Source organism: Stenotrophomonas sp. TWI169 (assembly GCF_039674705.1).
GTDB classification, from domain to species: Bacteria; Pseudomonadota; Gammaproteobacteria; order Xanthomonadales; family Xanthomonadaceae; genus Stenotrophomonas; species Stenotrophomonas maltophilia_P.
The window spans coordinates 1-19,845 of the sequence record NZ_JBDJOB010000037.1; the positions used below are offsets into that span (position 1 = coordinate 1).

General features: G+C 67.7%; 17 protein-coding genes. 6 read left to right on the forward strand and 11 right to left on the reverse strand.

Annotated elements, in window-relative coordinates:
* The 3 genes from ABE543_RS18170 to ABE543_RS18180 form a co-directional block, all read right to left on the reverse strand.
* On the reverse strand, nucleotides 1-894 hold an 894-nt coding region (locus ABE543_RS18170; protein WP_346475987.1), incomplete at its 3' end, for a type VI secretion system Vgr family protein.
* A 232-nt stretch (nucleotides 895-1,126) separates the two neighbouring features.
* On the reverse strand, nucleotides 1,127-1,561 hold the full coding sequence (locus ABE543_RS18175; RefSeq protein WP_005411035.1) for an SseB family protein: 435 nt from the start codon (nucleotides 1,559-1,561) through the stop codon (nucleotides 1,127-1,129).
* A gap of 106 nt (nucleotides 1,562-1,667) precedes the next feature.
* A complete protein-coding gene (locus ABE543_RS18180; protein ID WP_346475988.1) occupies nucleotides 1,668-2,711 on the reverse strand; it encodes a S41 family peptidase in 1,044 nt (347 codons plus the stop codon).
* A 448-nt stretch (nucleotides 2,712-3,159) separates the two neighbouring features.
* Here ABE543_RS18180 and ABE543_RS18185 point away from each other — a divergent pair, with 448 nt between their 5' ends.
* Nucleotides 3,160-3,597: a hypothetical protein gene (locus ABE543_RS18185; RefSeq protein ID WP_346475989.1), complete on the forward strand. Its 438-nt coding sequence runs from the start codon at nucleotides 3,160-3,162 to the stop codon at nucleotides 3,595-3,597.
* A gap of 48 nt (nucleotides 3,598-3,645) precedes the next feature.
* Here ABE543_RS18185 and ABE543_RS18190 read toward each other — a convergent pair whose 3' ends face one another.
* The 5 genes from ABE543_RS18190 to ABE543_RS18210 are packed head-to-tail and all read right to left on the reverse strand — an operon-like array spanning nucleotide 3,646 to nucleotide 9,290.
* Complete coding sequence (locus tag ABE543_RS18190) at nucleotides 3,646-4,713, reverse strand: heparan-alpha-glucosaminide N-acetyltransferase domain-containing protein (RefSeq protein ID WP_346475990.1); 1,068 nt, start codon at nucleotides 4,711-4,713, stop codon at nucleotides 3,646-3,648.
* Complete coding sequence (gene nagA / locus ABE543_RS18195) at nucleotides 4,713-5,861, reverse strand: N-acetylglucosamine-6-phosphate deacetylase (RefSeq protein ID WP_346475991.1); 1,149 nt, start codon at nucleotides 5,859-5,861, stop codon at nucleotides 4,713-4,715. Before nagA ends, ABE543_RS18190 begins: the two co-directional genes overlap by 1 nt.
* Nucleotides 5,861-6,889, reverse strand: a complete 1,029-nt coding sequence (locus tag ABE543_RS18200) for an SIS domain-containing protein (protein WP_053519280.1) — start codon at nucleotides 6,887-6,889, stop codon at nucleotides 5,861-5,863. Before ABE543_RS18200 ends, nagA begins: the two co-directional genes overlap by 1 nt.
* Before the next feature lie 7 nt (nucleotides 6,890-6,896).
* The gene (locus ABE543_RS18205; RefSeq protein WP_065181755.1) at nucleotides 6,897-7,964 is read right to left on the reverse strand and encodes a LacI family DNA-binding transcriptional regulator; all 1,068 of its coding nucleotides are present in this window, start codon (nucleotides 7,962-7,964) and stop codon (nucleotides 6,897-6,899) included.
* A gap of 39 nt (nucleotides 7,965-8,003) precedes the next feature.
* Nucleotides 8,004-9,290: a sugar MFS transporter gene (locus ABE543_RS18210; protein ID WP_346475992.1), complete on the reverse strand. Its 1,287-nt coding sequence runs from the start codon at nucleotides 9,288-9,290 to the stop codon at nucleotides 8,004-8,006.
* 375 nt (nucleotides 9,291-9,665) lie between these two features.
* Here ABE543_RS18210 and ABE543_RS18215 point away from each other — a divergent pair, with 375 nt between their 5' ends.
* From ABE543_RS18215 to ABE543_RS18225, 3 genes are all read left to right on the forward strand, one after another.
* A complete protein-coding gene (locus tag ABE543_RS18215) occupies nucleotides 9,666-10,682 on the forward strand; it encodes a glucokinase family protein (protein WP_053519284.1) in 1,017 nt (338 codons plus the stop codon).
* Nucleotides 10,683-10,825: 143 nt separating this feature from the next.
* The gene (locus ABE543_RS18220) at nucleotides 10,826-13,486 is read left to right on the forward strand and encodes a TonB-dependent receptor (protein WP_346475993.1); all 2,661 of its coding nucleotides are present in this window, start codon (nucleotides 10,826-10,828) and stop codon (nucleotides 13,484-13,486) included.
* Nucleotides 13,487-13,597: 111 nt separating this feature from the next.
* The gene (locus ABE543_RS18225; protein ID WP_346475994.1) at nucleotides 13,598-15,955 is read left to right on the forward strand and encodes a family 20 glycosylhydrolase; all 2,358 of its coding nucleotides are present in this window, start codon (nucleotides 13,598-13,600) and stop codon (nucleotides 15,953-15,955) included.
* 56 nt (nucleotides 15,956-16,011) lie between these two features.
* Here ABE543_RS18225 and ABE543_RS18230 read toward each other — a convergent pair whose 3' ends face one another.
* Together ABE543_RS18230 and ABE543_RS18235 are read right to left on the reverse strand one after the other, a co-directional pair.
* On the reverse strand, nucleotides 16,012-16,386 hold the full coding sequence (locus ABE543_RS18230) for a hypothetical protein (RefSeq protein WP_065175153.1): 375 nt from the start codon (nucleotides 16,384-16,386) through the stop codon (nucleotides 16,012-16,014).
* 11 nt (nucleotides 16,387-16,397) lie between these two features.
* Nucleotides 16,398-17,582, reverse strand: a complete 1,185-nt coding sequence (locus ABE543_RS18235) for an SAM-dependent methyltransferase (RefSeq protein WP_053519292.1) — start codon at nucleotides 17,580-17,582, stop codon at nucleotides 16,398-16,400.
* Nucleotides 17,583-17,641: 59 nt separating this feature from the next.
* Here ABE543_RS18235 and ABE543_RS18240 point away from each other — a divergent pair, with 59 nt between their 5' ends.
* Nucleotides 17,642-18,379 (forward strand): pteridine reductase, encoded by a 738-nt coding sequence (locus ABE543_RS18240; RefSeq protein ID WP_074899803.1) that lies wholly within the window; start codon nucleotides 17,642-17,644, stop codon nucleotides 18,377-18,379.
* A gap of 55 nt (nucleotides 18,380-18,434) precedes the next feature.
* Here the strand turns inward: ABE543_RS18240 and folK are convergent, their stop codons facing one another.
* Nucleotides 18,435-18,920: a 2-amino-4-hydroxy-6-hydroxymethyldihydropteridine diphosphokinase gene (gene folK, locus ABE543_RS18245; protein WP_197571829.1), complete on the reverse strand. Its 486-nt coding sequence runs from the start codon at nucleotides 18,918-18,920 to the stop codon at nucleotides 18,435-18,437.
* Between the two features lie 90 nt (nucleotides 18,921-19,010).
* Between folK and ABE543_RS18250 the strand changes: the two genes are divergently transcribed.
* Entirely contained in the window at nucleotides 19,011-19,760 is a 750-nt protein-coding gene (locus ABE543_RS18250; RefSeq protein ID WP_053519299.1) for a 20S proteasome subunit A/B, read from the forward strand.
* Nucleotides 19,761-19,845 lie beyond the last annotated feature (85 nt).

Consider the following 19,845-nt stretch of genomic DNA (forward strand, 5'->3'; position numbering starts at 1 on the left):
GCGCTGGCCGCGGGCATTGTCCTGCCAGCCGTAGGGGCCGCAGGTGTCGCGGTCGATGATGCCCAGGTCGTTGGCCTGCCCGCTTTCGGCGCTGGCCTGGCGGCGCTCCAGGGTGCGGTAGTCCCAGGTAGCACGCTGCACCTTGCCCGGACGCCAGCGGTGCGCGGTCGACCACTGCTGCACGCTGTCACTGCGCTCGCTTTCATCGCGCCGATGGAAGCGCACGCTGCCCAGCTCGGCGGTGTCATGGCTGTGATCGGCCAGCACCAGGGTGTGGCTGCCGAAGTCGGCACTGCCAGGGTCACCGGCATGCTCGAACCAGTAATAGATGCCTTCCTCGGCCAGCAGGCGCTGCAGGAAGGCCAGGTCGCTTTCCTGGTACTGCGTGGTCAGGCTGCGCCGGGCGTACTGGCCGCCATCGGCCAGCGACCAGCGCCAGGCCGGGGCCAGGCCACCGTAGTCGGCGAAGATGTCCTCGACGATCTCCACGACCGTCCTGTCGTGGAACACATAGCTGTCCACCCGCTGCGACAGGAACGCCAGCCACGGCTGCAGGCGCAGCCGGTAGCGCGCCAGGCCGCCATTGCTGCCCAGCCGCTCGGCGGCGGTGATGCGTCCATGCAAGGGCCGCAGGCTGCCGTCGGCCTGCTGCATCTGCAGCAGCGCGCCCTGCCCGATCAGCGGGCCCAGCGGCAGGCCCGCATCCAGCGACAGCGCCGTGATCGTCCACTGGAAACCGATGCCGTCGATCTGTTCGACGCCATCCAGCGTTTCGGCTACCAGCACGTCAGTGCCGCAGGGGGTGTGCAACCTGAGAAAGCGATCGTCGCTTCGCGGCGCTGCAAGCGCCGCGAGCAACGTCGCATGACGGAGGTGATGCGGAAGTCCTTCCATGAGCAACGCGCGTCCGGCTTGAAACGGGCCAGACTGTTCGGCTGCAGGGCACAGAAGAAAGAGTCAAAGACGACAACGCAGACATGCCAGCGCCGAGACTCACGCACAGCACTGCCAATTCTCTTTCGTTGAAAACCTCAAAGTGATCGTCGAATCACTTCTCAGCGGCAAACCCGGTCCTTATGCGACACCACATGTGAGCGCATCCGGATCCACCACCGGCACCGTGTGGTCAGTGCGCCATGCCCCGCGTGATCGCAGCAGCGCGCTGCTTCAACTGCGCCACGGCATCGGGAATCATCTCCATGCCCACGTCCAGGCCGGGGTTCAGCACCAGGCCGACACCGTCGCCGATTCCGGCCAGCAGCGCATGCACGGCGATCGGCATGGCATGCGCGAACTGCGGCAGCTGTTCGTGCCACAGGCCGGCACGCTCGGGGGCGGTGAACACCGCGAACATCGGCTCGCCACTCTCGCTGGTCAGCACCAGGGGCGAGATGCTCTCATCCCATGCGCCGTCTTCGCCGATGGCCTTGTCCAGCAGCACGAACGCCGTCGAGGTCAGCAGCCCATCGAGGAACTGCGACGCGGTCAGCGTGCCATCCTGGGCCTGCAGCAGGCGCACCTCGAGGTCGTTGAGGGGTTCGAACGGGGTGTCGTGGTCCATGGTCGCTTCCGCTACGTGATTGCAGGAGAGACTTTAACAGGCCGAGCCCTCGAGCGATGAACCGGTGTCAGCGGACCCTTCCGCGGCTCGCTTTCCTGCGTGCAGATCAACGCCCCGAGCAGGCGGGCTGGGCCAGCAGCCAGTCCTGCGCGGCCTGCAGACCGGACGCTCCGGGGGCGGTGGGCTGATCCGGCTGCAGCTGGCGACCGTCACCCTGCCCCCGGCGGTCGGTCATGACATTCACGGTCAGCAGCAGCATGCTGCCATCCACCAGGGGCACGGGTTGATTGCCGGTGGAATAGCCTGCACTGGGCTGGCCGAAACTGCGGCTGCCGGGCTGGCCGCGGAAGGCCAGCGCCACGGCCTCGCCCGAACTGGCAGTACGGGGGCCGAACACCACCGCGACCGGTGCGAGACCGCCGCGCAGCGCATAGGCCGCCTGGCGCGAGCGAAGCCGCGAATTCGCGCCATCCAGGACCTCTCCGTCGCGTTGTCGCCACGGCCGTTGCCCTTCGGCGCTGCGGAAGCCGCCGATCACGGCCCCTTCCTTATCCGGGGTGCCCTGCAACAACGGCAGCAGGCCCAGCAGCATGGGCCACATGTTGCCGCCGCCATTGCCGGACAGATCCACCACCCAGCCGCACCGCGTGCCGTCATCCAAGGCCACGATGCGGTGCTGCAGCGCCAGCGCGTAGGTTCTGCGAGCGTCATACCGTGCCTGCTCGCCCGCCTGAGGATCGTCCAGGAATGGGCTCACCTGCAGTACACCGACGCGCGCATCTGCCTGCCACGGCATTGGCGACGCCGCCTCCTGGCCGGCCTTCAAGCGTTGCGCACGCCCGGAACGCTGGCGTTGCAGGCTGGGCGGAATCCAGCGGCCATGGCCGCCCGTGCTGCGGGTAGCGGCGTCATCCAGCAACTGGCGCCGGCCAGCATCATCGGTTGCGGCGGCCAGCGTCGCGCGTACACCGGCCCAATCCACACGGTCGCGGTACAGCGCACGTGCCTCCAGCAGCTGCAGCATCTGCACCTGCGCCTCCGGTGAGGGCAGTTCAACCGCGGATGCCAAGGCCGTTGCGGCCATCGTCTGCGCAGCCCACAGCACGACCACCGTCGCACCCGCGCGGCGCACTCCATTGCAGATCTGCATACGACGTTCCTTGCCGTTGAGTCAGGCGCCCAGCATAGCGGGTTGATGATCGGCACGGCCATCGCGCAGGTTGTCGTATCTGACCTGGCTGGCAGCGCAGGCATTGCGCGATGCCGACGCGGCGCTCCGGTCACGCGACAGATGGGCGTTACGGACACACACATTGCAACTTTGCCCATGTCATCGCGCTGTGGAAGGCGTGACCCTGATGCTGTCGGCGCTCCCTGTGCTGGCCGGGATTGGCGTCCCGAATGAAGCTTTTCAACGGCGGGCTTGCGACAACATCGCGGGCCCGAATAGTGCACCCTCCGTCGTTCTGCGGCGGGCGGTGCGTGGGGATCTCCGGATCCGCCGGCTTTTTCTCCGTTGAAAAGCTTCACCGGCACGCCAACCCGCACCGCCCGCCACCTTGCGTCCTGCAGGTGGACTTGCCTGTGAGGTTGCCGCCATGACCCTGCCCCATCCCACCCATCCCCGCCTGCACGCGCTGCTGGGCAACGCCCTGCCTGGGCTGCGGCTGCCCGCCGCTGCCGCCGACATCCTGGAAGATGCGCTGGCCACAGCCCACGAGAACGTGCCGCAGCCTGCATTCTTCGCCCGGTTACGCAGCATCGCGCGCGGCGACGGTGCCAACGGCCAACCTTGGCCCGAAACGCGGATCACGGAAGCGAGGGCGCGTGATCTGGCCGGCGCTACGCGCTGCCTGGCCGCAGTGTCTTCCTGCGCAGGACTGCTGCTGGCCGCGCAGGCGGCGCGGGAGATGGACGATGCCCGAGCGCACTGCCCGCCGCAGGTGGAAGAAGGGCTGCTGCATGCGGTGCAGGTGCTGGCCGATCACGCGGGGGCGCTGGTGGAGCCCGCAGCGGCAGTCCCCGGCGAGCAATGAGCCGAGCTGGCCCTGCTCCACCGCAGGTGCGTCCATACCCCGGCGCTGTCAGATCTTGAGATAGATCCTGCGCCGGTCCAGCCACCACGCGACGCCCCACCACAGGGTGACGAAGGCCAGGGCCTGCAGCATCGACGCCAGCTCCAGCGCACCCGGCATCGCCGCCGCCAGCTGCTGCCAGACCCAGCCCCAGGCGCCGGTTGCCAACAATGCCACCGACATCACCGAGGCCCCCAGGTACGCGGTGATCGCGTTGACGCCAAAACGACGGCCCCACGCGGGCCAGCCCTTCTGGTCGATCAGCACATGCGCCAGCCACAGGGCCAGCGCCGCAAGACCTCCGGTCCACAGCACGTAGCTGGGCGTCCACAGCTGCTTGTTCAACGGCAGCACAATGGCAAGCAGCAGGCCCAGCACTGCCGTTGCGGCGCCCAATCCTGCCAGCGCCACAGCGCGACCTCTGCGCAGCAGTGCGCCGGCCAGCAGGCCCAGGGTGGTGCTGGCCAGCGCGCCCAGCGTGCTCAGCAGCCCTTCCGGGTCATGCCCAAGCCCGGTATCGGCGTGCCACTGGTAGATCCACGGGGCGAACAGCGCGGTATCCAGACGGCTGGCCGGGTTGGTCCATGGCGCCAGATCACCGAGGCCGAGCAGCAGCACGGTATAGCCCACCAGCAGCCCGACAAGCACCCCGACCTGCACGTGCAGCCGCGCATACACCGCCAGCAGGCCAACCAGCGCCGCACACACCGCGATGCGTTGCAGCACGCCCCAGATGCGGAAGTGATGCGTATCCAGCGCCCACCAGATCAGCAGATGCAACAACGCGCCGGCTACCAGGATGCGCAGCGCGCGCTCCAGCACGCCACGCGCCAGTGTGGGTCGCACCGACGCATCGAGCGCGCGCGGTGCCACGCTGAAGGCCATCGACACGCCCACCAGGAACAGGAAGAACGGGAACACCAGATCGGTGGGCGTGCAGCCATGCCAGTCCGAATGACGCAGCGGTGCGAACACCGCACTCCAGTCGCCCGGGTTGTTGACCAGCAGCATCGCCGCCACGGTGATGCCGCGCAGGGCATCGATCGAGCCCAGGCGCGCTGACGGCGCAGCACTCATCAGGCGGCCTCGTACTGTCCGGCAATCCAGGTGCCCCGCACCTGCAGGGCATCGTCCAGCAGCACCAGGTCGGCCTGGTAACCCTCGGCGATGTGGCCCAGCCGGTCGTCCACATTGAGGAACTGCGCCGGATAGGTCGAGGCCATGCGCGCCGCTTCGGCAAGCGGCTGGCCGAGCAGCTGCACGGTGTTACGCACGGCCGTGGCCATGTCCAGTGCCGAGCCGGCCAGCGCACCAGCTGCGTTGCGCACCACCCCATCGACGGCAGTGATGGTCTCGCCATACAGCACATAGCTGGGATCATCGGCGCCGACCGGCGGCATCGCATCGGTCACCAGCAGCAGGCGGCCGCGTGGTTTGGCCGCCAGCGCTACCCGCAGGCTGGCCGGATGCACGTGCACGCCGTCGACGATGATGCCGATCCAGCTGTCGCGATCTTCCAGCGCGGCACCCACCGCACCCGGCTCCCGGCCCTGCAGCGGCGACATCGCGTTGTACAGATGGGTGAAGCCGCGCACACCGACATCCAGGCCGGCGCGGATCTGTTCGTAGGTTCCGGCGGTATGTCCAGCCGCGACGATCACCCCGCGCTCCACCAGCGCGCGGATCGACTCCAGCGGTACCCGTTCCGGCGCAAGGGTGAGCAGGGTCACGCCATTGTCCAGCGAGGCGGCCAGCGCGATCTCCTCCGCATCGGGCACGCGGAACTTGCTGGCGTCGTGGGTCCCCTTCCGTGCCGGGGCGATGTACGGCCCTTCCAGATGGATGCCGATCACGCCGGGCACGCCTTGAGCGATGGCTTCGCGCAAGGCGGCGATCGCCTCGCGCATCACCGCCACGTCATCACTGATCAGCGTCGGCAGCATTGCGGTGGTGCCGAAACGGCGGTGGGCCTGCGCGATGGTGCGCAGTGCCGCCACGTCCGGCGTGTTGTTGAACAGCGCGCCGCCACCGCCATTGACCTGCACGTCGATGAAACCCGGCAGCAGCCAGCCGCCGCCGAGATCGACCTGCTCGGCCGCCTGGCCCACCTGCGGCGCGGCATCCGGGAGCAGCGCGCTGATCTTCCCGTCCTCGATGAGCACTGCCAGGTCATCGCGGAAATCATCCCCGACCAGGATGCGGGCATTGCGCAGCACGGTTGCCATCACACGGTCTCCGTGACCTTGTTCAGATGCGGCGGCAGGTCCGGGTTGAACCCGCGGCGCAGCGCCAGCGCATTGATCGCACGGTAGAAACTCTGCACGGTGAGCAGCGGAGCGCACAACGGATGCGGCGCGGCAGCCACCGGCAGGTTGCCTGCGGCGCCGGCCATCCATACCTGCGCACCACGCGCTGAGAACTCCTCCACCACGGCACGTGTGCCCGCGCCGGTCTCATCGGGCTGGGCGAAAGCCAGCACCGGGAAGCCGCGGCCGACCAGCGCCATCGGGCCATGCTTGACCTCGGCCGAGCTGTAGGCCTCGGCATGCAGACTGCAGGTTTCCTTGAACTTCAGCGCCGCTTCCTGCGCCGCGCCAAGCCCAAGCCCACGCCCGAGCACGAACAGGTTGGTGGCGTCCACCAGGCCATCGGCCAGCGCCGTCCAATCGCACTGCCATGCCTCGCGCAACGCATCAGGCAGCAGCTCCAGCGCAGCGCGCAGGCCACTGTCCTGCTTCCAGTAGGTGGCCAGCTGCAGCAGTGCCGCAAGCGACGCCAGGTAGCTCTTGGTCGCGGCCACACTCTTCTCCGGGCCCGCATGCAGCGGAATCACCGTGTCGGCCAGCTGCGCCAACGGCGAATCCTCGACATTGACCAGTGCGACCACGCGCGCGCCGGCGGCCTTGGCCGCTTCGGCATTGCGCAGCAGATCCGGACTCTTGCCCGACTGCGAGATGACGATGAACAGTGCACCGCGCAGCTGCAGCGGCGCGGCATACACCGAGCCCACAGACGGCGAGGCGGAGGCGACCACCAGGCCCAGCTGGGTTTCCAGCAGGTACTTGCCGTAGGTGGCGGCATGATCGGAGCTGCCGCGCGCGCAGGTGACCACGAACGGGGGTGGCGCGGCGCGCAGGCTGGCAGCCAGCGTCTCCATCGTGGCGTGGTTGCGCGAGAACTGGCGGGCGACGACGTCGGCCGCTTCAGCGGCTTCGGCGAACATCAGGGTGGAGGTGGGGTCGGACAGCGACATGGCGGGCTCAGGCAGGATCGGAAGGGAGTGGGCGGGCGCCGGCGGGACGCATCGGCGCGGTCGATCCGCGCACGATCAGCTGCGGCACGAAGCCCTGGTTGTGCAGCGGTGCCGGCGCGTCGTCATAGGCATCGCTGCGCAGCTGCGCGATCAGCAGACGCGCGGCGTGGCGTGCGATGTCCTCGGTGGCCTGCTTGGCGGTGGTCAACGGCGGCCAGGACTGGCGCGAGAACGGGCTGTCCTCGAATCCGGCAATGGACAGGTCGTAGGGCACGTTCATCCCCGCCGATTTGGCAGCGGCCAGCACGCCCGCAGCGATTTCATCGTTGGAACCGAAGATGGCGGTGGGCGGTTCGCGCAGCGCCAGCAGGCGGCGCGCGCCCCGGAAACCGTCGTCGAAGGTGTAGTCGCCCTGCACCACCAGATGCTTGTCCACGGTCATGCCGTAGTCCTTCAGCGCCGCTTCGTAGCCGGCATAACGTTCGCCGGAAGAGCGGTGCGAGCTGCCACCCCACAGGAAGCCGATGCGCTGATGGCCCAGCTGGATCAGATGCTCGGTGATCTCATAGGCCGCTTCGCGGTCGTCGACGAACACGCAGGCTCCGTCCGCCGGGTCCTCGGTCGCCGCGATGATGCGCACCAGCTTGATGCCGCGTGCGGTCAGCGCCTGCACCAGATCGCGGCGCTCGGACATCGGTGCGGTCAGCACCAGGCCGGCCAGGCGCGAGCGCTGTACCCAGTCGGCCAGTTCATCGGCCAACAGGGGCGAGCTCGAGTCGCAGGGATGGATCTGCAGGCCGAAGCCGGTCTCCCGGCACGCGGCCAGCACGCCGTTCTGCACGCCGATGATGTGGTACGGGTTGGGGTTGTCGTAGACCAGCCCGATCACGAAAGTGGTCCCGCTGCGCAGGTTGCGCGCGGACGGATCGGGCTCGTAGTCGAGCTCGGCGATCGCCCGCAGCACCCGTGCACGGGTGGCCTGCATCACGGAGGGCTCGTTGTTGATCACCCGCGAGACGGTCTTCAGAGAGACCTTGGCCTTCTCCGCGACGTCCTTGATGGTCGCTCTGCGCATGGGTTTTCCCTGGGGTTGGCTGCCGTCCATCATCGCCTATCAGCGCTCCTGCGGCAGGCCGGCGCGGTGGCCGATGACCGAGTAGAACAGGATGTACAGGTAGCACGGCACCATCAGCAGCACGAACACCAGCTGGAAATCGATGTGCTGCTTGAGCACGGCGAACAACTGCGGAATGATCGCGCCACCGGCGATACCCATCACCAGCAGCGCCGAGCCGGTCTCGGTGAAACGGCCCAGGCCACGGATCGCCAGCGGGAAGATGGCCGGCCACATCATTGCGTTGGCAAAGCCCAGCAGGGCCACGAAGGCCACCGAAACGTAGCCGTGGGTGGCCCAAGCACCGAGGCAGAACACCAAGCCCAGTACCGCCGAAACGGTCAGGTAGCGCGACTGCGAAACCACCCGGGGAATCAGCAGCAGGCCCACCACGTAGCCAGCCAGCATCGCCGCCAGGGTCAACGAGGTGAACATCTTGGTCTGGTCCAGCGGCAGGTCGAAGCCGTGGCCATAGGTACCGATGGCATCACCGGCCATCACTTCCACGCCGACATACACGAACAGGCAGAGCACGCCCAGCCACAGGTGCGGGAACTGGAAGATGCTGCTGCGCTCGGCTGCGCCGGCGGCCGTCGGGGTGGCGTTGGCCTCGGAGGACTTGATCTCCGGCAGCGGCGAGAACAGTACGGCGACGGCCAGCAGCACCAGCAGGCCGGCCATCGCCAGGTACGGTGCATGGATCTTGGCGGCGAACTCATTGAGCAGGGCCACCTTGGTGACCGCGTCGGCCGCCTGCACCTGCTTGTCCAGGTCACCGATGCCATGCAGCACCAGGGTGCCGATCAGCACCGGCGCCAGCATGCCGGCGATCTTGTTGCAGATGCCCATCAGCGCGATGCGACGCGCTGCGGTCTCGATCGGGCCGAGGATGGAGATGTAGGGATTGATCGCCGTCTGCAGCAGGGCCAGGCCGCTGCCGATCACGAACAGCCCGCCCAGCGCGCCGGGGTACCAGCGCTGCGTCGCGAATTCACCGAAGAGTGCCGCGCCGCCGGCCATCACCAGCAGGCTCAGGCTGAGGCCCTTCTTCATGCCGGTGCGGCGCAGGATCCACGACGACGGCAGGGCCAGGAAGAAATAGGACAGGTAGAACACCATCAGCACCAGGAAGGCGCCGACCTCGCTGAGCTCGAAGGCCAGCTTGACGAAGGTGATCAGCGGGCCGTTGAGCCAGGTGAAGAAGCCGATCAGGAAGAACAGGACGCCGACGATGGCGATGGAGGTGGCCACGTTCGGGCGCGCGCTTGCAGCGGGGACGGCGGACATCAGGAGGGCTCCTGCGGCGACGGTCGCAGAACGCGGCGTCGGAGAGTGGCTGGGAACAACGTTGTCACATTCTTTCGATGGACAACGGCGGTTTGTCAACTTCCCTGCGCGGGGCAGCGCAGGCCATGCTGCATCGCGCAACCGCCGCGTGCGGTCGCGTGCTGAATGCGCTGGAGCCGTTGAGCCCCGTGCAGCAAGGGCTCCGGCGTGAAGGCGCTGTTCACGCCATGGAAACGTTTACCGCACACCCCATTCGTTGCGCCGCAGCAACGAAAGTGTCACGAACTCGTTGACATCGTTGTCAGCGGGGTTACAGACTCCGCCCAACAGCCGGCCTCACCCTCGGATCCGGCCCCCTCTTCAGCAGGAGCCCGCGTGACCGCCAGCCATCCCGCCCCGGCCCATGTCCTGTCCCGCGTCGCGCCCTCGTTCCTGGCCGCCGACGTCGGCGGCACCCATGTGCGTGTCGCCCGGGTCCAGGCCAGCGGCGATGCCGCCCATCCGGTGCAGGTGCTGGAATACCGCAAGTATCGCAATGCCGACCACGCCGGCCTGAGTGCGATCCTGTCCGACTTCCTGGGCGACGGCCCGCGCCCGGCGCATTGCGTGGTGGCCACGGCCGGTTATGCGCGCGAAGACGGGACGGTCATCACTGCCAACGTGCCCTGGCCGCTGTCCGCGAGGCAGATCGAGGCCGACGTCGGCGTACAGCAGGTCCACATCGTCAACGACTTCGAAGCGGTGGCCTATGCCGCGGCACAGGTCGACGCCAGCGGCGTCCTGCACCTGTGTGGGCCGGAAAGCGCCCCGCGCGGACCGACCCTGGTGGTCGGTCCGGGTACGGGCCTGGGTGCGGCACTGTGGATCCCGACCGCCCATGGCCCGGTCGTGCTGGCTACCGAAGCCGGGCAACCGACGCTGGCCGCCAGCACCGAACTGGAAATGGCCATCGTCCGCCACATGCAGCGCGAGCGCGCTCACGTGTCGATCGAGCACGCAATCTCCGGCCCCGGCCTGATGAACCTGTACCGCGCGGTGTGCGCCCTGCAGGGACAGCAGCCCACCCTGGCCAGTCCGGACGCGGTCACCGCCGCGGCGATGGCCGGCACTGATGCGCACGCACGCAAGGCGCTGGATGTGTTCTGCGGCCTGCTCGGCAGCACCATCGGCGACATGGCCCTGTTCTACGGCGCCCATGGGGGCGTCTATCTGGCCGGCGGCATCCTGCCGCAGATCCGCGAGTACCTGCGCACCAGCACCTTCGTCGAGCGCTACCTGCAGAAGGGGCCGATGGGCGAAGCACTGGCACGCATCCCGGTGAAGGTGGTCGAACACGGCCAGCTGGGCGTGGTCGGTGCTGCCAGCTGGTACCTGCAGCAGTCGGCCGCCTGACACCGCAACAGGCTTCAACGCAATCGCAGCACGCAGTACGTGGCACGCCAATGCACGGGACATCGCCGCCGCCCCGCGCACGTCAACGCAACCGCAACCGAACACCGCCGCCGGCACCCAATCGAGTGATGAGGAGAGACATCATGAACACCCGCAAGACCCTGCTTTCGGCCGCCATCGTCAGCTGCCTCGCTTTCAGCGCACATGCCCAGCAGGCTGCGCCGACCGCAACCGACCTGGACACCGTGACCGTCACCGGCATCCGTGGCTCGATGGAGAAGTCGCTGGATACCAAGCGCGAAGCCAACGCGCGCGTGGAAGTGGTGACCGCCGAAGACGTCGGCAAGCTGCCGGCGCACAACGTGGCCGACACCCTGCAGCGCCTGCCCGGCGTCAACATCAGTTCGTCCAGCGCCGACGAAGGCGGCTTCGATGAAGCCGACCGCGTCAGCCTGCGTGGCACCAGCCCGAGCCTGACCCAGACCCTGATCAACGGCCACACCGTCGGCTCGGCCGACTGGTTCGTGCTCAGCCAGGGCAACAACGTCGGCCGCAGCGTCAGCTACTCGCTGCTGCCCTCCGAGCTGGTGAGCTCGGTGGAAGTGAACAAGTCCTCGCAGGCCAAGCTGCAGGATGGCGGCACCACCGGTACCGTCAACATCATCACGCGCAAGCCGCTGGAGTTCGCCAAGCCCTTCAGTGCGGAAGCCTCGGTGGGTGCGGTCCGTTCGGACCAGGCCAAGTCGACCGACCCGCAGTACTCGGCGCTGTTCAACTACAAGAATGACGCCAACAACTTCGGCGTGATGCTGCAGGCCTTCTACCAGAAGCGCGAGCTCCGCCGCGAGGCGCAGGAAATCCCGGGCGGTTTCACCCGGATCGGCGCCGATGATCCGGTGGCCCTCACCAATCCGGACCTGATCGGCGTGGCCGTCCCCGGCCTGCTGGGTTCGACCCTGTTCGAACAGACCCGCGAACGCAAGGGCGGGCTGGTGACCATCCAGTTCAAGCCGACCGACACGCTGAACCTGTCGCTGAGCGGCTTCTCCTCCAAGCTGGAAGCCAACAACTACAACCGCAATTTCATGCTGTGGGGCGGCAACTTCGCCAAGTCGCAGGCGCCGAACCCGGGCTACACCGTGACCGACGGCGTGTTGAGCAATGCCACCTACGCGGGCGTCCCGGGCACCAACTACGGTGTCTACGACATGATCTACCGTGAAGCCACGGCCAAGACCAACTACGTCACGTTCGACGCCGACTGGCAGATCAACGACACCCTGGACATGAAGTTCCAGGCCGGTACCACCAAGGGCACCGGTGAAACCCCGCGCCAGTTCATTGCTGAAGTCACGCTCGGCCAGGGCGGCGGTGCCAGCTGGGCAACGCACGGCGCCGGTTCGCCGGTGGACTGGAACATCGGCGGCGACATCAGCCCCAGCGGCGTCACCAGTTTCGGCACGTGGGGCAACCAGCTGGTCCGCGCCGAAGACAAGGAAGACTGGGCCACGCTGGACTTCAGCCAGTATTTCGGCACCGGCGTGCTGAACTCCGTGGACTTCGGCGTGCGCTTCGCCGACCACGAACGCGAAGCGCTCTCCCCGGAAGGTGCGACCCCGGGTGACATCTGGTCCGCACTGCGGGGAAGCGCCACCGCCAACTATCCCAGCGGCTTCGCCGGTGATGTCGGCGGCACCTTCCCGCGCAACATCTGGTACTACACGCCGGATGCACTGAAGAACGCGATCATCAACAACTCCACCTGGCTGGCCGGCAACGATGGCCCCACCGGCCGCCACAACTACGGTGCCGAGTGGAAGGTGAAGGAGAAGAACTTCGCCGGCTACGTGCAGGCCAACTTCAGCGGCGACTGGTGGAGCGGCAACGTCGGCCTGCGCTACGTCAACATCAAGCAGGACATCGACACCTACAACGCGGTCAGCAATGCCGCCGATGCCGATGTGAGCAGCCTGTTCGGCATGTGGGAGCGCACCGCCTTCCAGAACAAGCGCAACCGCGTCCTGCCCAGCGCCAACATCAAGTTCGACCTGGACGACAGGCTGGTGCTGCGCGTGGCCGCGTCGCAGACCCAGACCCTGCCGGATTATTCGGCCCTGGGCGCTTCGTCGTGGGGTTCGGACCTGAACAAGACCGGCGGCGGTGGCAACCCGAACCTGAAGCCGACCCTGTCCACGAACTTCGACGCCAACCTGGAGTGGTACTTCATGCCGCGCGGCCTGCTGTCGGTCGGTGCGTACCACATGGACATGAAGGACTACATCGCCTTCGACGTGGTCTCGCGCCAGCTGTACAGCGAACTGACCAACCAGCTCGAGACCTACCAGATCTCCACCCCGATCAATGCCGACGGCAAGGTCACCGGCGTGGAAGTGGCCTATGAGCAGCCGATCGGCGAGTACTTCGGCATCAACGCCAACTACACCTACGCCAACGGCACCACGGCCCACACTTGGTCCGACGGTTCGCACAACCTGCTGGGTACCTCGAAGAACACCTACAACGTGGGGGCCTACTTCGAGAACGAGCGTTTCGGGGCACGCGTCAGCTACACGCACCGCTCGTCGTTCCTGATCAGCCTGTCGGGCACCAACCCGTACTACCAGGATGATTTCGGCACGCTGTCGGCCTCGCTGAGCTACAAGGCCACCGACTGGCTGAGCATCAGCCTGGATGCGCTGAACCTCAACAACCCGACCTACAAGTACTACCAGACCGCGGCCATTCCGACGTCGTTCTACAGCAACGGCCGCCAGTACTACCTCAACTTCCGCTTCAAGTACTGATCCATCGGCCGCGTCATCGCCGAGTCGTGCACGCACGCCGGGCCTGGGTCATTCCGGGCCCGGCGTTTTTCATGTATAGCGTTCATCGCACCGTTCCAAGGAGTCGTTCCGATGGTCAAGCCCTTCCGCGCCAGGATGCACGGCGCACTGCTGCTGGGCAGCCTGTTTGCCCTGCTGCCGGCCCTGCCGGCCTTCGCCGCCGATCCGGTGCCCGCCGCTGAAGCTCCTGGCCCGCAGCTGCGCGCCAACAGCCTGATGCTGATTCCCGCCCCCGCCAGCGTGCAGCCCGGCCAGGGCAGTGGCATCACTGTGTCCGCCACGACCGCGCTGTACGCAGACGGCGAGGCCGCACAGCGGGTCGCCACCCAGTTCGCCGACCTGCTGGCGCGCAGCGGTGGCCCGCGCCTGGTGCTGGCTACCGGCAAGGCTGCGGCCAAGGCCGGCGGCATCCGCTTCCAGATCGTTCCCACCTTCCGCGACAGCGGCGAGAGCTACACGCTGGAGAGCACCGCGCAGGGCGTGCTGGTGCAGGCCGGCAACGAGACCGGCCTGTTCTACGGCGCCACCACGCTGGCCCAGCTGGCCACCGGCGGCAGCCAGGGCGCGCTGCCGGCCGTGCAGATCCAGGATGCGCCGCGTTTCCCCTGGCGGGGTTTCATGCTCGACTCGGCGCGGCATTTCCAGAGCCTGGACGAGATCAAGCGCGTGCTTGATGCGATGTCCGCGCACAAGCTCAACACCTTCCATTGGCACCTGACCGATGACCAGGGCTGGCGCATGGAGATCAAGCGCTACCCGAAGCTGACCGAGGTCGGCAGCTGCCGCCTGCCCGCAGGCGATGGCGGCATCGATCCGGTGACCAAGCAGGAATACCCGTACTGCGGTTTCTACACGCAGGAGCAGATCCGCGAGGTGATTGCCTACGCAGCCAAGCTGCATATCCAGGTGATTCCGGAAATCGACGTGCCGGGCCATGCCACGGCCGCGATCGCCGCCTATCCGGAGCTGGGCTCGATCAGCACGCCGCTGAAGCCGATCAGCGAATGGGGCGTGTTCCCCAACCTCTTCAACGTGGAAGACAGCACCGTGACCTTCCTGGAGAACGTGCTGGAGGAGGTGATCGCACTGTTCCCGGCGAAGTACGTGCACGTGGGTGGCGACGAGGCCGTAAAGGACCAGTGGGAGGCGTCCGCGCAGGTTCAGCAGCGCATGCGCGAGCTGGGCATCAAGGATGAGATGGCCATGCAGAGCCACATCATCAAGCGCCTGGAGACATTCCTGGAGGAACACGACCGGCGCCTGATCGGCTGGGACGAAATTCTCGAGGGCGGGCTGCCCCCCCAGGCTACGGTGATGTCCTGGCGCGGTACCGAAGGCGGCCTGGCCGCTGCCAGCGCCGGCCATGACGTGATCATGTCGCCGGTCGGCTACCTGTACCTGGACTACCTGCAGACCGCCTCGCCCAATGAACCGCCGGGCCGCCCCACGCAGGTCAACCTCGGCAAGCTCTACAACTTCGAGCCGGTGCCGGACGAACTGCCCGCCGACAAGCGCGGACACATCCTCGGCCTGCAGGCGAACATGTTCACCGAGCACACCCGCAGCTATGCGCGGCTGCAGCACAACCTGTTCCCACGCCTGGCGGCGGTGGCCGAGACCGGCTGGAGCCCGCCCGGGAAGCGTGACTTCCGCGACTTCCTGGCACGCCTGCCGTCACAGCTGCAGCGCTACCGCGCATGGGGACTCGCCTATGCACAGACGCCGTTCGAAGTGGGCGTGGCGTACCACGATGATCGCGCCGCAGGCACGGTGACGGTGTCGCTGGCCAACCCGCTGGGCTACGAGGTGCGCTACAGCACCGATGGCCAGCCGGTGACCGCGCAGTCGCCGCTGTACCAGCAGCCGCTGACCGCGAAGGTGCCCGCCACGGTACAGGCCGCAGCGTTCTACCAGGGCCGGATGCTGGCCGCAGAGCCCACCGTAGCCGCGTTCACTCCGCAATCGCTGCTCGCCCGCCGCAGCGACGAACTGCTCAGCTGCGTTGGCAACAAGGGCCTGGTACTGCGCCTGGAAGACGATGGCCCGCGCGGGGGCGCACGCGCGGTCTTCAACGTGGACATCTTCCAGCCCTGCTGGCGCTGGCCACAGGCGCAGCTGGACGGCATCGGCAGCGTGGAGGTGCGCGCCGGTCGCATCCCCTACTACTTCCAGCTGGCGCATGACGAGCCGAACCGTCGCTTCGAGAAGGCCAGGCGCGCGCACGGCGAGATGCTGATCCGCCGGGGCAGCTGCACGGGCAAGGTGCTGGCCGAAGTCCCGCTGCCGGCCACGCCCGATGCCGATGGCTTCGTGAGCCTGCGTGCGACGCTGCCGAAGGGCACGCATGGCACCGACGACCTGTGCATCAACTTCACCGGTGATACCCGCCCGGCGATGTGGGTGCTGGACGAAGTGACGCTGCAGAAGTAACCGGAAGGCTGTGGAGCCGGGCCATGCCCGGTTCCACTTCAACCAGGGAAGGCGTGTCAGCCCCGCCAGCGCAGCAGGAGGTCGCGCAGCGGGGTCAGCGCGAGGCCCAATCCGGCAAGAACGCCAACCGTGTTGGCGAGGGCGTCCATCGGGTCGGCCATTCGGTCGCGTGTCAGCGCCCCCTGTGCGAACTCGATCCCGATTCCCATCAGCACCAGGCCCAGCCCGACCCACAGCAGCGGACGTCCTTGCCGGAACAGCTGCACGGCACTGCCGGACAGAATGAAGTACGCCAGGAAATGCTCGACCTTGTCGCCGTTCTCCGGCACGGGAATCGGTGGCGGGGGAATCAGGCAGACCACGATCACGAACAGCACGGCCAGCACCCACAGCGCAGTCCATAGCCGCGGCCGCCGCAGCGGCTTGATCATGCGCGTCGCGCTCACAGGCGCCAGCTCAGATCGCCCAGCGCGAACGCCGGCTCGAAGTCGATTCCACGCTGCAGGCCGATCGCCTGGAAGCGCTCGCCCATGCCGGTCGGCAGGGTCAGCTTCTTCACCTGGTCGCGCAGCTGGATGCGCCCCACTTCATCGGTACGCTCCTCGGCCAGGCTCAGCACCTGGTCCAGGCCATTGCCGATCAGGAAGCTGGCCTGGCTGCAGTACCCCGCCAGCTCGAAGCCACCGTGCAGGCCCGCTTCGGCCATTGCGGTGAAGTCCACCGAGGCCGTGATGTCCTGCAGGCCCGGCCAGCGATGCACGTCGTTATGCACGTGGTGGCGGTAGAAGGCGCGCACCGTGCCGTCGTCGCGATCGTGCTGGTAGAACTCGCTGCGGCTGTAACCGTAGTCGATGAACAGCATCGCGCCGCGTTGCAGGCCACCCGCCACTGCCTGCAACCAGTACGGCAGCTGCGGCAGCACCTCCGAGCGGTATCCGTCGGCGAAGGGCCTTTCGAGATAGCGTTCGATGTGCCGCACGGCGCCGTTGAGCAGAATATCGGCCGGCTGCGCGCCACGGATGAAGTTGCCCTCCGCGTCCAGTTCCACGGTCTCCTCGTAGACCTCGCCGTCCCTGATCAGGAAGCGCGGGGTCGGAAGTGCGTCGATCACCTCGTTGGCGAACACCACACCTTCCCAGTCCTCTTCGAACGGACGGTCGATCCAGTCCACGCGCGTGGCCAGCTCTGCCGGCAGCGCCTGTTGCAGGCGCTGCTGCTGGCGCTGGCGCAGGTCGGCACTGGGTTCAAGGATGGCGTAACGCGAAGGCACCGCATCCAGCTCGGCCAGCCGCAGCAGCACGGCTTCGGCGAAGGCACCGGTGCCGCCGCCCAGTTCCAGCATCCGCGACTGCGCACCGAGCTGGGCGAACACCGGCGCCAGCGCATTGGCCACGCTGCCGGCGAACAGGCCGCCCAGCTCAGGCGCGGTGGTGAAGTCACCACCGCCACCGAACTTGCTGGCACCGGCGCTGTAATAGCCCCACCCGGGTGCGTACAGGCACAGTTCCATGAAGCGGGAAAACGGCATCGCGCCCCCCTGGGCGAGGATTTCAGCACGCAGTGCGGCGGCCAACTGGTCGCTGTGGGCCAGGGCGTCGGCATCGGGCAGAGGGAAGGTAGGCTGCATGGCGTCTTCGAATGCGGTGACAATGGTGCACAGGATAGCCGAGCCTTGGAGGACCCTCGATGAGCGACACCGCCCCCGTGGCCCTGATCACCGGCAGCGCGCGCCGGATCGGCGCCGCCATCGCACGCCAGTTCCACGCCTGTGGCTGGTCGGTGGTGCTGCATGCCAACACGTCCAGCGCCGAGCTGCAGCAGGCCGCCTTCGACCTGGACAACGTCCGTCCGGGCAGTGTGCTGGCCCTGCAGGCCGACCTGCGCGATGCCGGCGCCCTGCCCGATCTGGTCGAGCAGGCCGTGGCCCACTTCGGCCGCCTCGATGCGCTGGTCAACAACGCGTCCAACTTCTTCCCCACCCCGCTCGGCCAGGTGACCGCCGAAGCGATGGATGAGCTGTACGCGGTCAATGCGCGTGCACCGCTGCTGCTGTCACAGGCGGCCGCGCCGTACCTGCGCCGCCAGCAGGGCTGCATCGTCAATCTGACCGATCTGCACGGCACCGACCCGATGCGTGACCATGTGGCCTACACCATGGCCAAGGCCGCACTGGAGATGGCCACCCGGTCACTGGCGCTGGAACTGGCGCCGAAAGTGCGGGTCAATGCGGTCGCCCCCGGTGCGATCCTGTGGCCCGAGCAGGGAAAGGACGATTTCGCCCGCGAGGCCCTGCTGGCGCGCACGCCGCTGGCACGCACCGGCACGGTCGAGGAGATCGCCGAGGCGGTGTACTGGCTGGTGGCCGAGGCCAGCTTCGTCACCGGCCACACCCTGCGCGTGGATGGCGGACGCACGGTGAGTTGAAGTCCGCCGGGCATGGCCCGGCGCTACCGATCTACGTAGGCGAGCGCAGCGGCCCTCATTCCAGGTCAACCACCTCGAATGCCTCGCCAAACTGAGCGTGTGCACGCCACAGCGCCGCCAGGGCCAGGCCGCTGACCGGGTCGATGAAGTCCGGCGCGATGTCCGCCAGCGGCTTCAGCACGAAGGCGTGCTTCAGCTCGGGGCGCGGAATGCGCAGATGGCCCGGGCCTTCCACGATGTGGTTGCCGTAGAACACCACGTCGATGTCCAGGGTGCGGTCGGAGAAGCGCGGACCAGTGCGATCACGACCGTGGGCGTCTTCCAGTGCGTGCAGCCAATCATCCAGCGCCTGCAGCGGCAGATCGGTCTGGATCAGCACGCCATTGTTGAGGAAGGCCGGGCCATCGAAGCCGACCGCGGCCGTGCGGTAGGCCGGAGACACCTGCAACGCGCCGAAACGCTCGCGCAGGGCCGCCACCGCGGCGTGGAGATGGCGGCGGGGCTGGACGTTGCTGCCCAGGCTGAGGAGCACGGTGGTCATGCGGTTCAGGTGACGGGTCTGGGGGGCGTGGGCATGCCGTCGTCACGGCGGCCTGCCTACAATCCGGGACGCACATGATAGGGCACCGACATGACCTATTGCGTTGGAATCGAGGTGGACCAGGGCCTGGTCTTCGCCGCCGACACCCGGACCAATGCCTCGCTGGACGATGTGCGCGTGCACCGCAAGCTGCACGTGTTCGAGTATCCCGGCCAGGCGGCCTACGTGTTGATGGCGGCTGGCAACCTGGCCACCACCCAGTTGCTGGTCTCGCGCCTGACCCGGGACGCCGGCGAGCGGCGCACGCCCAACCTGCGCGACATGACCCATCTGTTCGAAGCGGCGGCCTATGTCGGTCGCCTGCTGGTGGACAGCCAGGTGCACGGCGGCCACAGCGAGCACGGCCATGACGGCGTCAACACCCAGGCCACGCTGATCTTCGGCGGCCAGGTCGCCGGCGAACGCCCCGGCCTGTACATGATCTACCCGCTGGGCAATGCCATCGCCGCCTCGCCGGAGACCCCCTACCTGCAGATCGGCGAGTCCAAGTATGGCAAGCCGATCCTCGACCGCATCCTCAGCCCGGCCACGCGCCTTGAGGACGCCGCGCGCACGGCGATCGTGTCGCTGGATTCGACCATCCGATCCAACCTCTCGGTCGGCCTGCCGATCGATCTGGCATTGCTGCGCGACGGCGAGCTGCGGATCGCCCAGCAGCTGCGGCTGGGCGCGGACTCGCCCCTGTACGCGGACATCCACCAGAACTGGTCACGGCGGCTGGAACAGGCCGTGGACAGCCTGCCACGCTTCCCATGGGAAACCCCGGAACGGCCGGCGTGACCTGCCGCCGGGGGGGGGGCCGGCGCGCCCACCCCCGGCCGGGGGGCGCGGGGGCGGCGCCCCGCCCCCGCCGACGACCCCGCGC

Bases quoted from the DNA above. Each gene is read 5' to 3' on its own strand.
- ABE543_RS18225 (WP_346475994.1), top strand. From the start codon at position 13,598: ATGGTCAAGCCCTTCCGCGCCAGGATGCACGGCGCACTGCTGCTGGGC.
- ABE543_RS18250 (WP_053519299.1), top strand. From the start codon at position 19,011: ATGACCTATTGCGTTGGAATCGAGGTGGACCAGGGCCTGGTCTTCGCC.
- ABE543_RS18205 (WP_065181755.1), bottom strand. From the start codon at position 7,964: ATGCGCAGAGCGACCATCAAGGACGTCGCGGAGAAGGCCAAGGTCTCT.
- ABE543_RS18230 (WP_065175153.1), bottom strand. From the start codon at position 16,386: ATGATCAAGCCGCTGCGGCGGCCGCGGCTATGGACTGCGCTGTGGGTG.
- ABE543_RS18210 (WP_346475992.1), bottom strand. From the start codon at position 9,290: ATGTCCGCCGTCCCCGCTGCAAGCGCGCGCCCGAACGTGGCCACCTCC.
- ABE543_RS18220 (WP_346475993.1), top strand. From the start codon at position 10,826: ATGAACACCCGCAAGACCCTGCTTTCGGCCGCCATCGTCAGCTGCCTC.
- folK (WP_197571829.1), bottom strand. From the start codon at position 18,920: ATGACCACCGTGCTCCTCAGCCTGGGCAGCAACGTCCAGCCCCGCCGC.
- ABE543_RS18235 (WP_053519292.1), bottom strand. From the start codon at position 17,582: ATGCAGCCTACCTTCCCTCTGCCCGATGCCGACGCCCTGGCCCACAGC.
- ABE543_RS18175 (WP_005411035.1), bottom strand. From the start codon at position 1,561: ATGGACCACGACACCCCGTTCGAACCCCTCAACGACCTCGAGGTGCGC.
- ABE543_RS18200 (WP_053519280.1), bottom strand. From the start codon at position 6,889: ATGTCGCTGTCCGACCCCACCTCCACCCTGATGTTCGCCGAAGCCGCT.
- ABE543_RS18180 (WP_346475988.1), bottom strand. From the start codon at position 2,711: ATGCAGATCTGCAATGGAGTGCGCCGCGCGGGTGCGACGGTGGTCGTG.
- ABE543_RS18190 (WP_346475990.1), bottom strand. From the start codon at position 4,713: ATGAGTGCTGCGCCGTCAGCGCGCCTGGGCTCGATCGATGCCCTGCGC.
- nagA (WP_346475991.1), bottom strand. From the start codon at position 5,861: ATGGCAACCGTGCTGCGCAATGCCCGCATCCTGGTCGGGGATGATTTC.
- ABE543_RS18185 (WP_346475989.1), top strand. From the start codon at position 3,160: ATGACCCTGCCCCATCCCACCCATCCCCGCCTGCACGCGCTGCTGGGC.
- ABE543_RS18240 (WP_074899803.1), top strand. From the start codon at position 17,642: ATGAGCGACACCGCCCCCGTGGCCCTGATCACCGGCAGCGCGCGCCGG.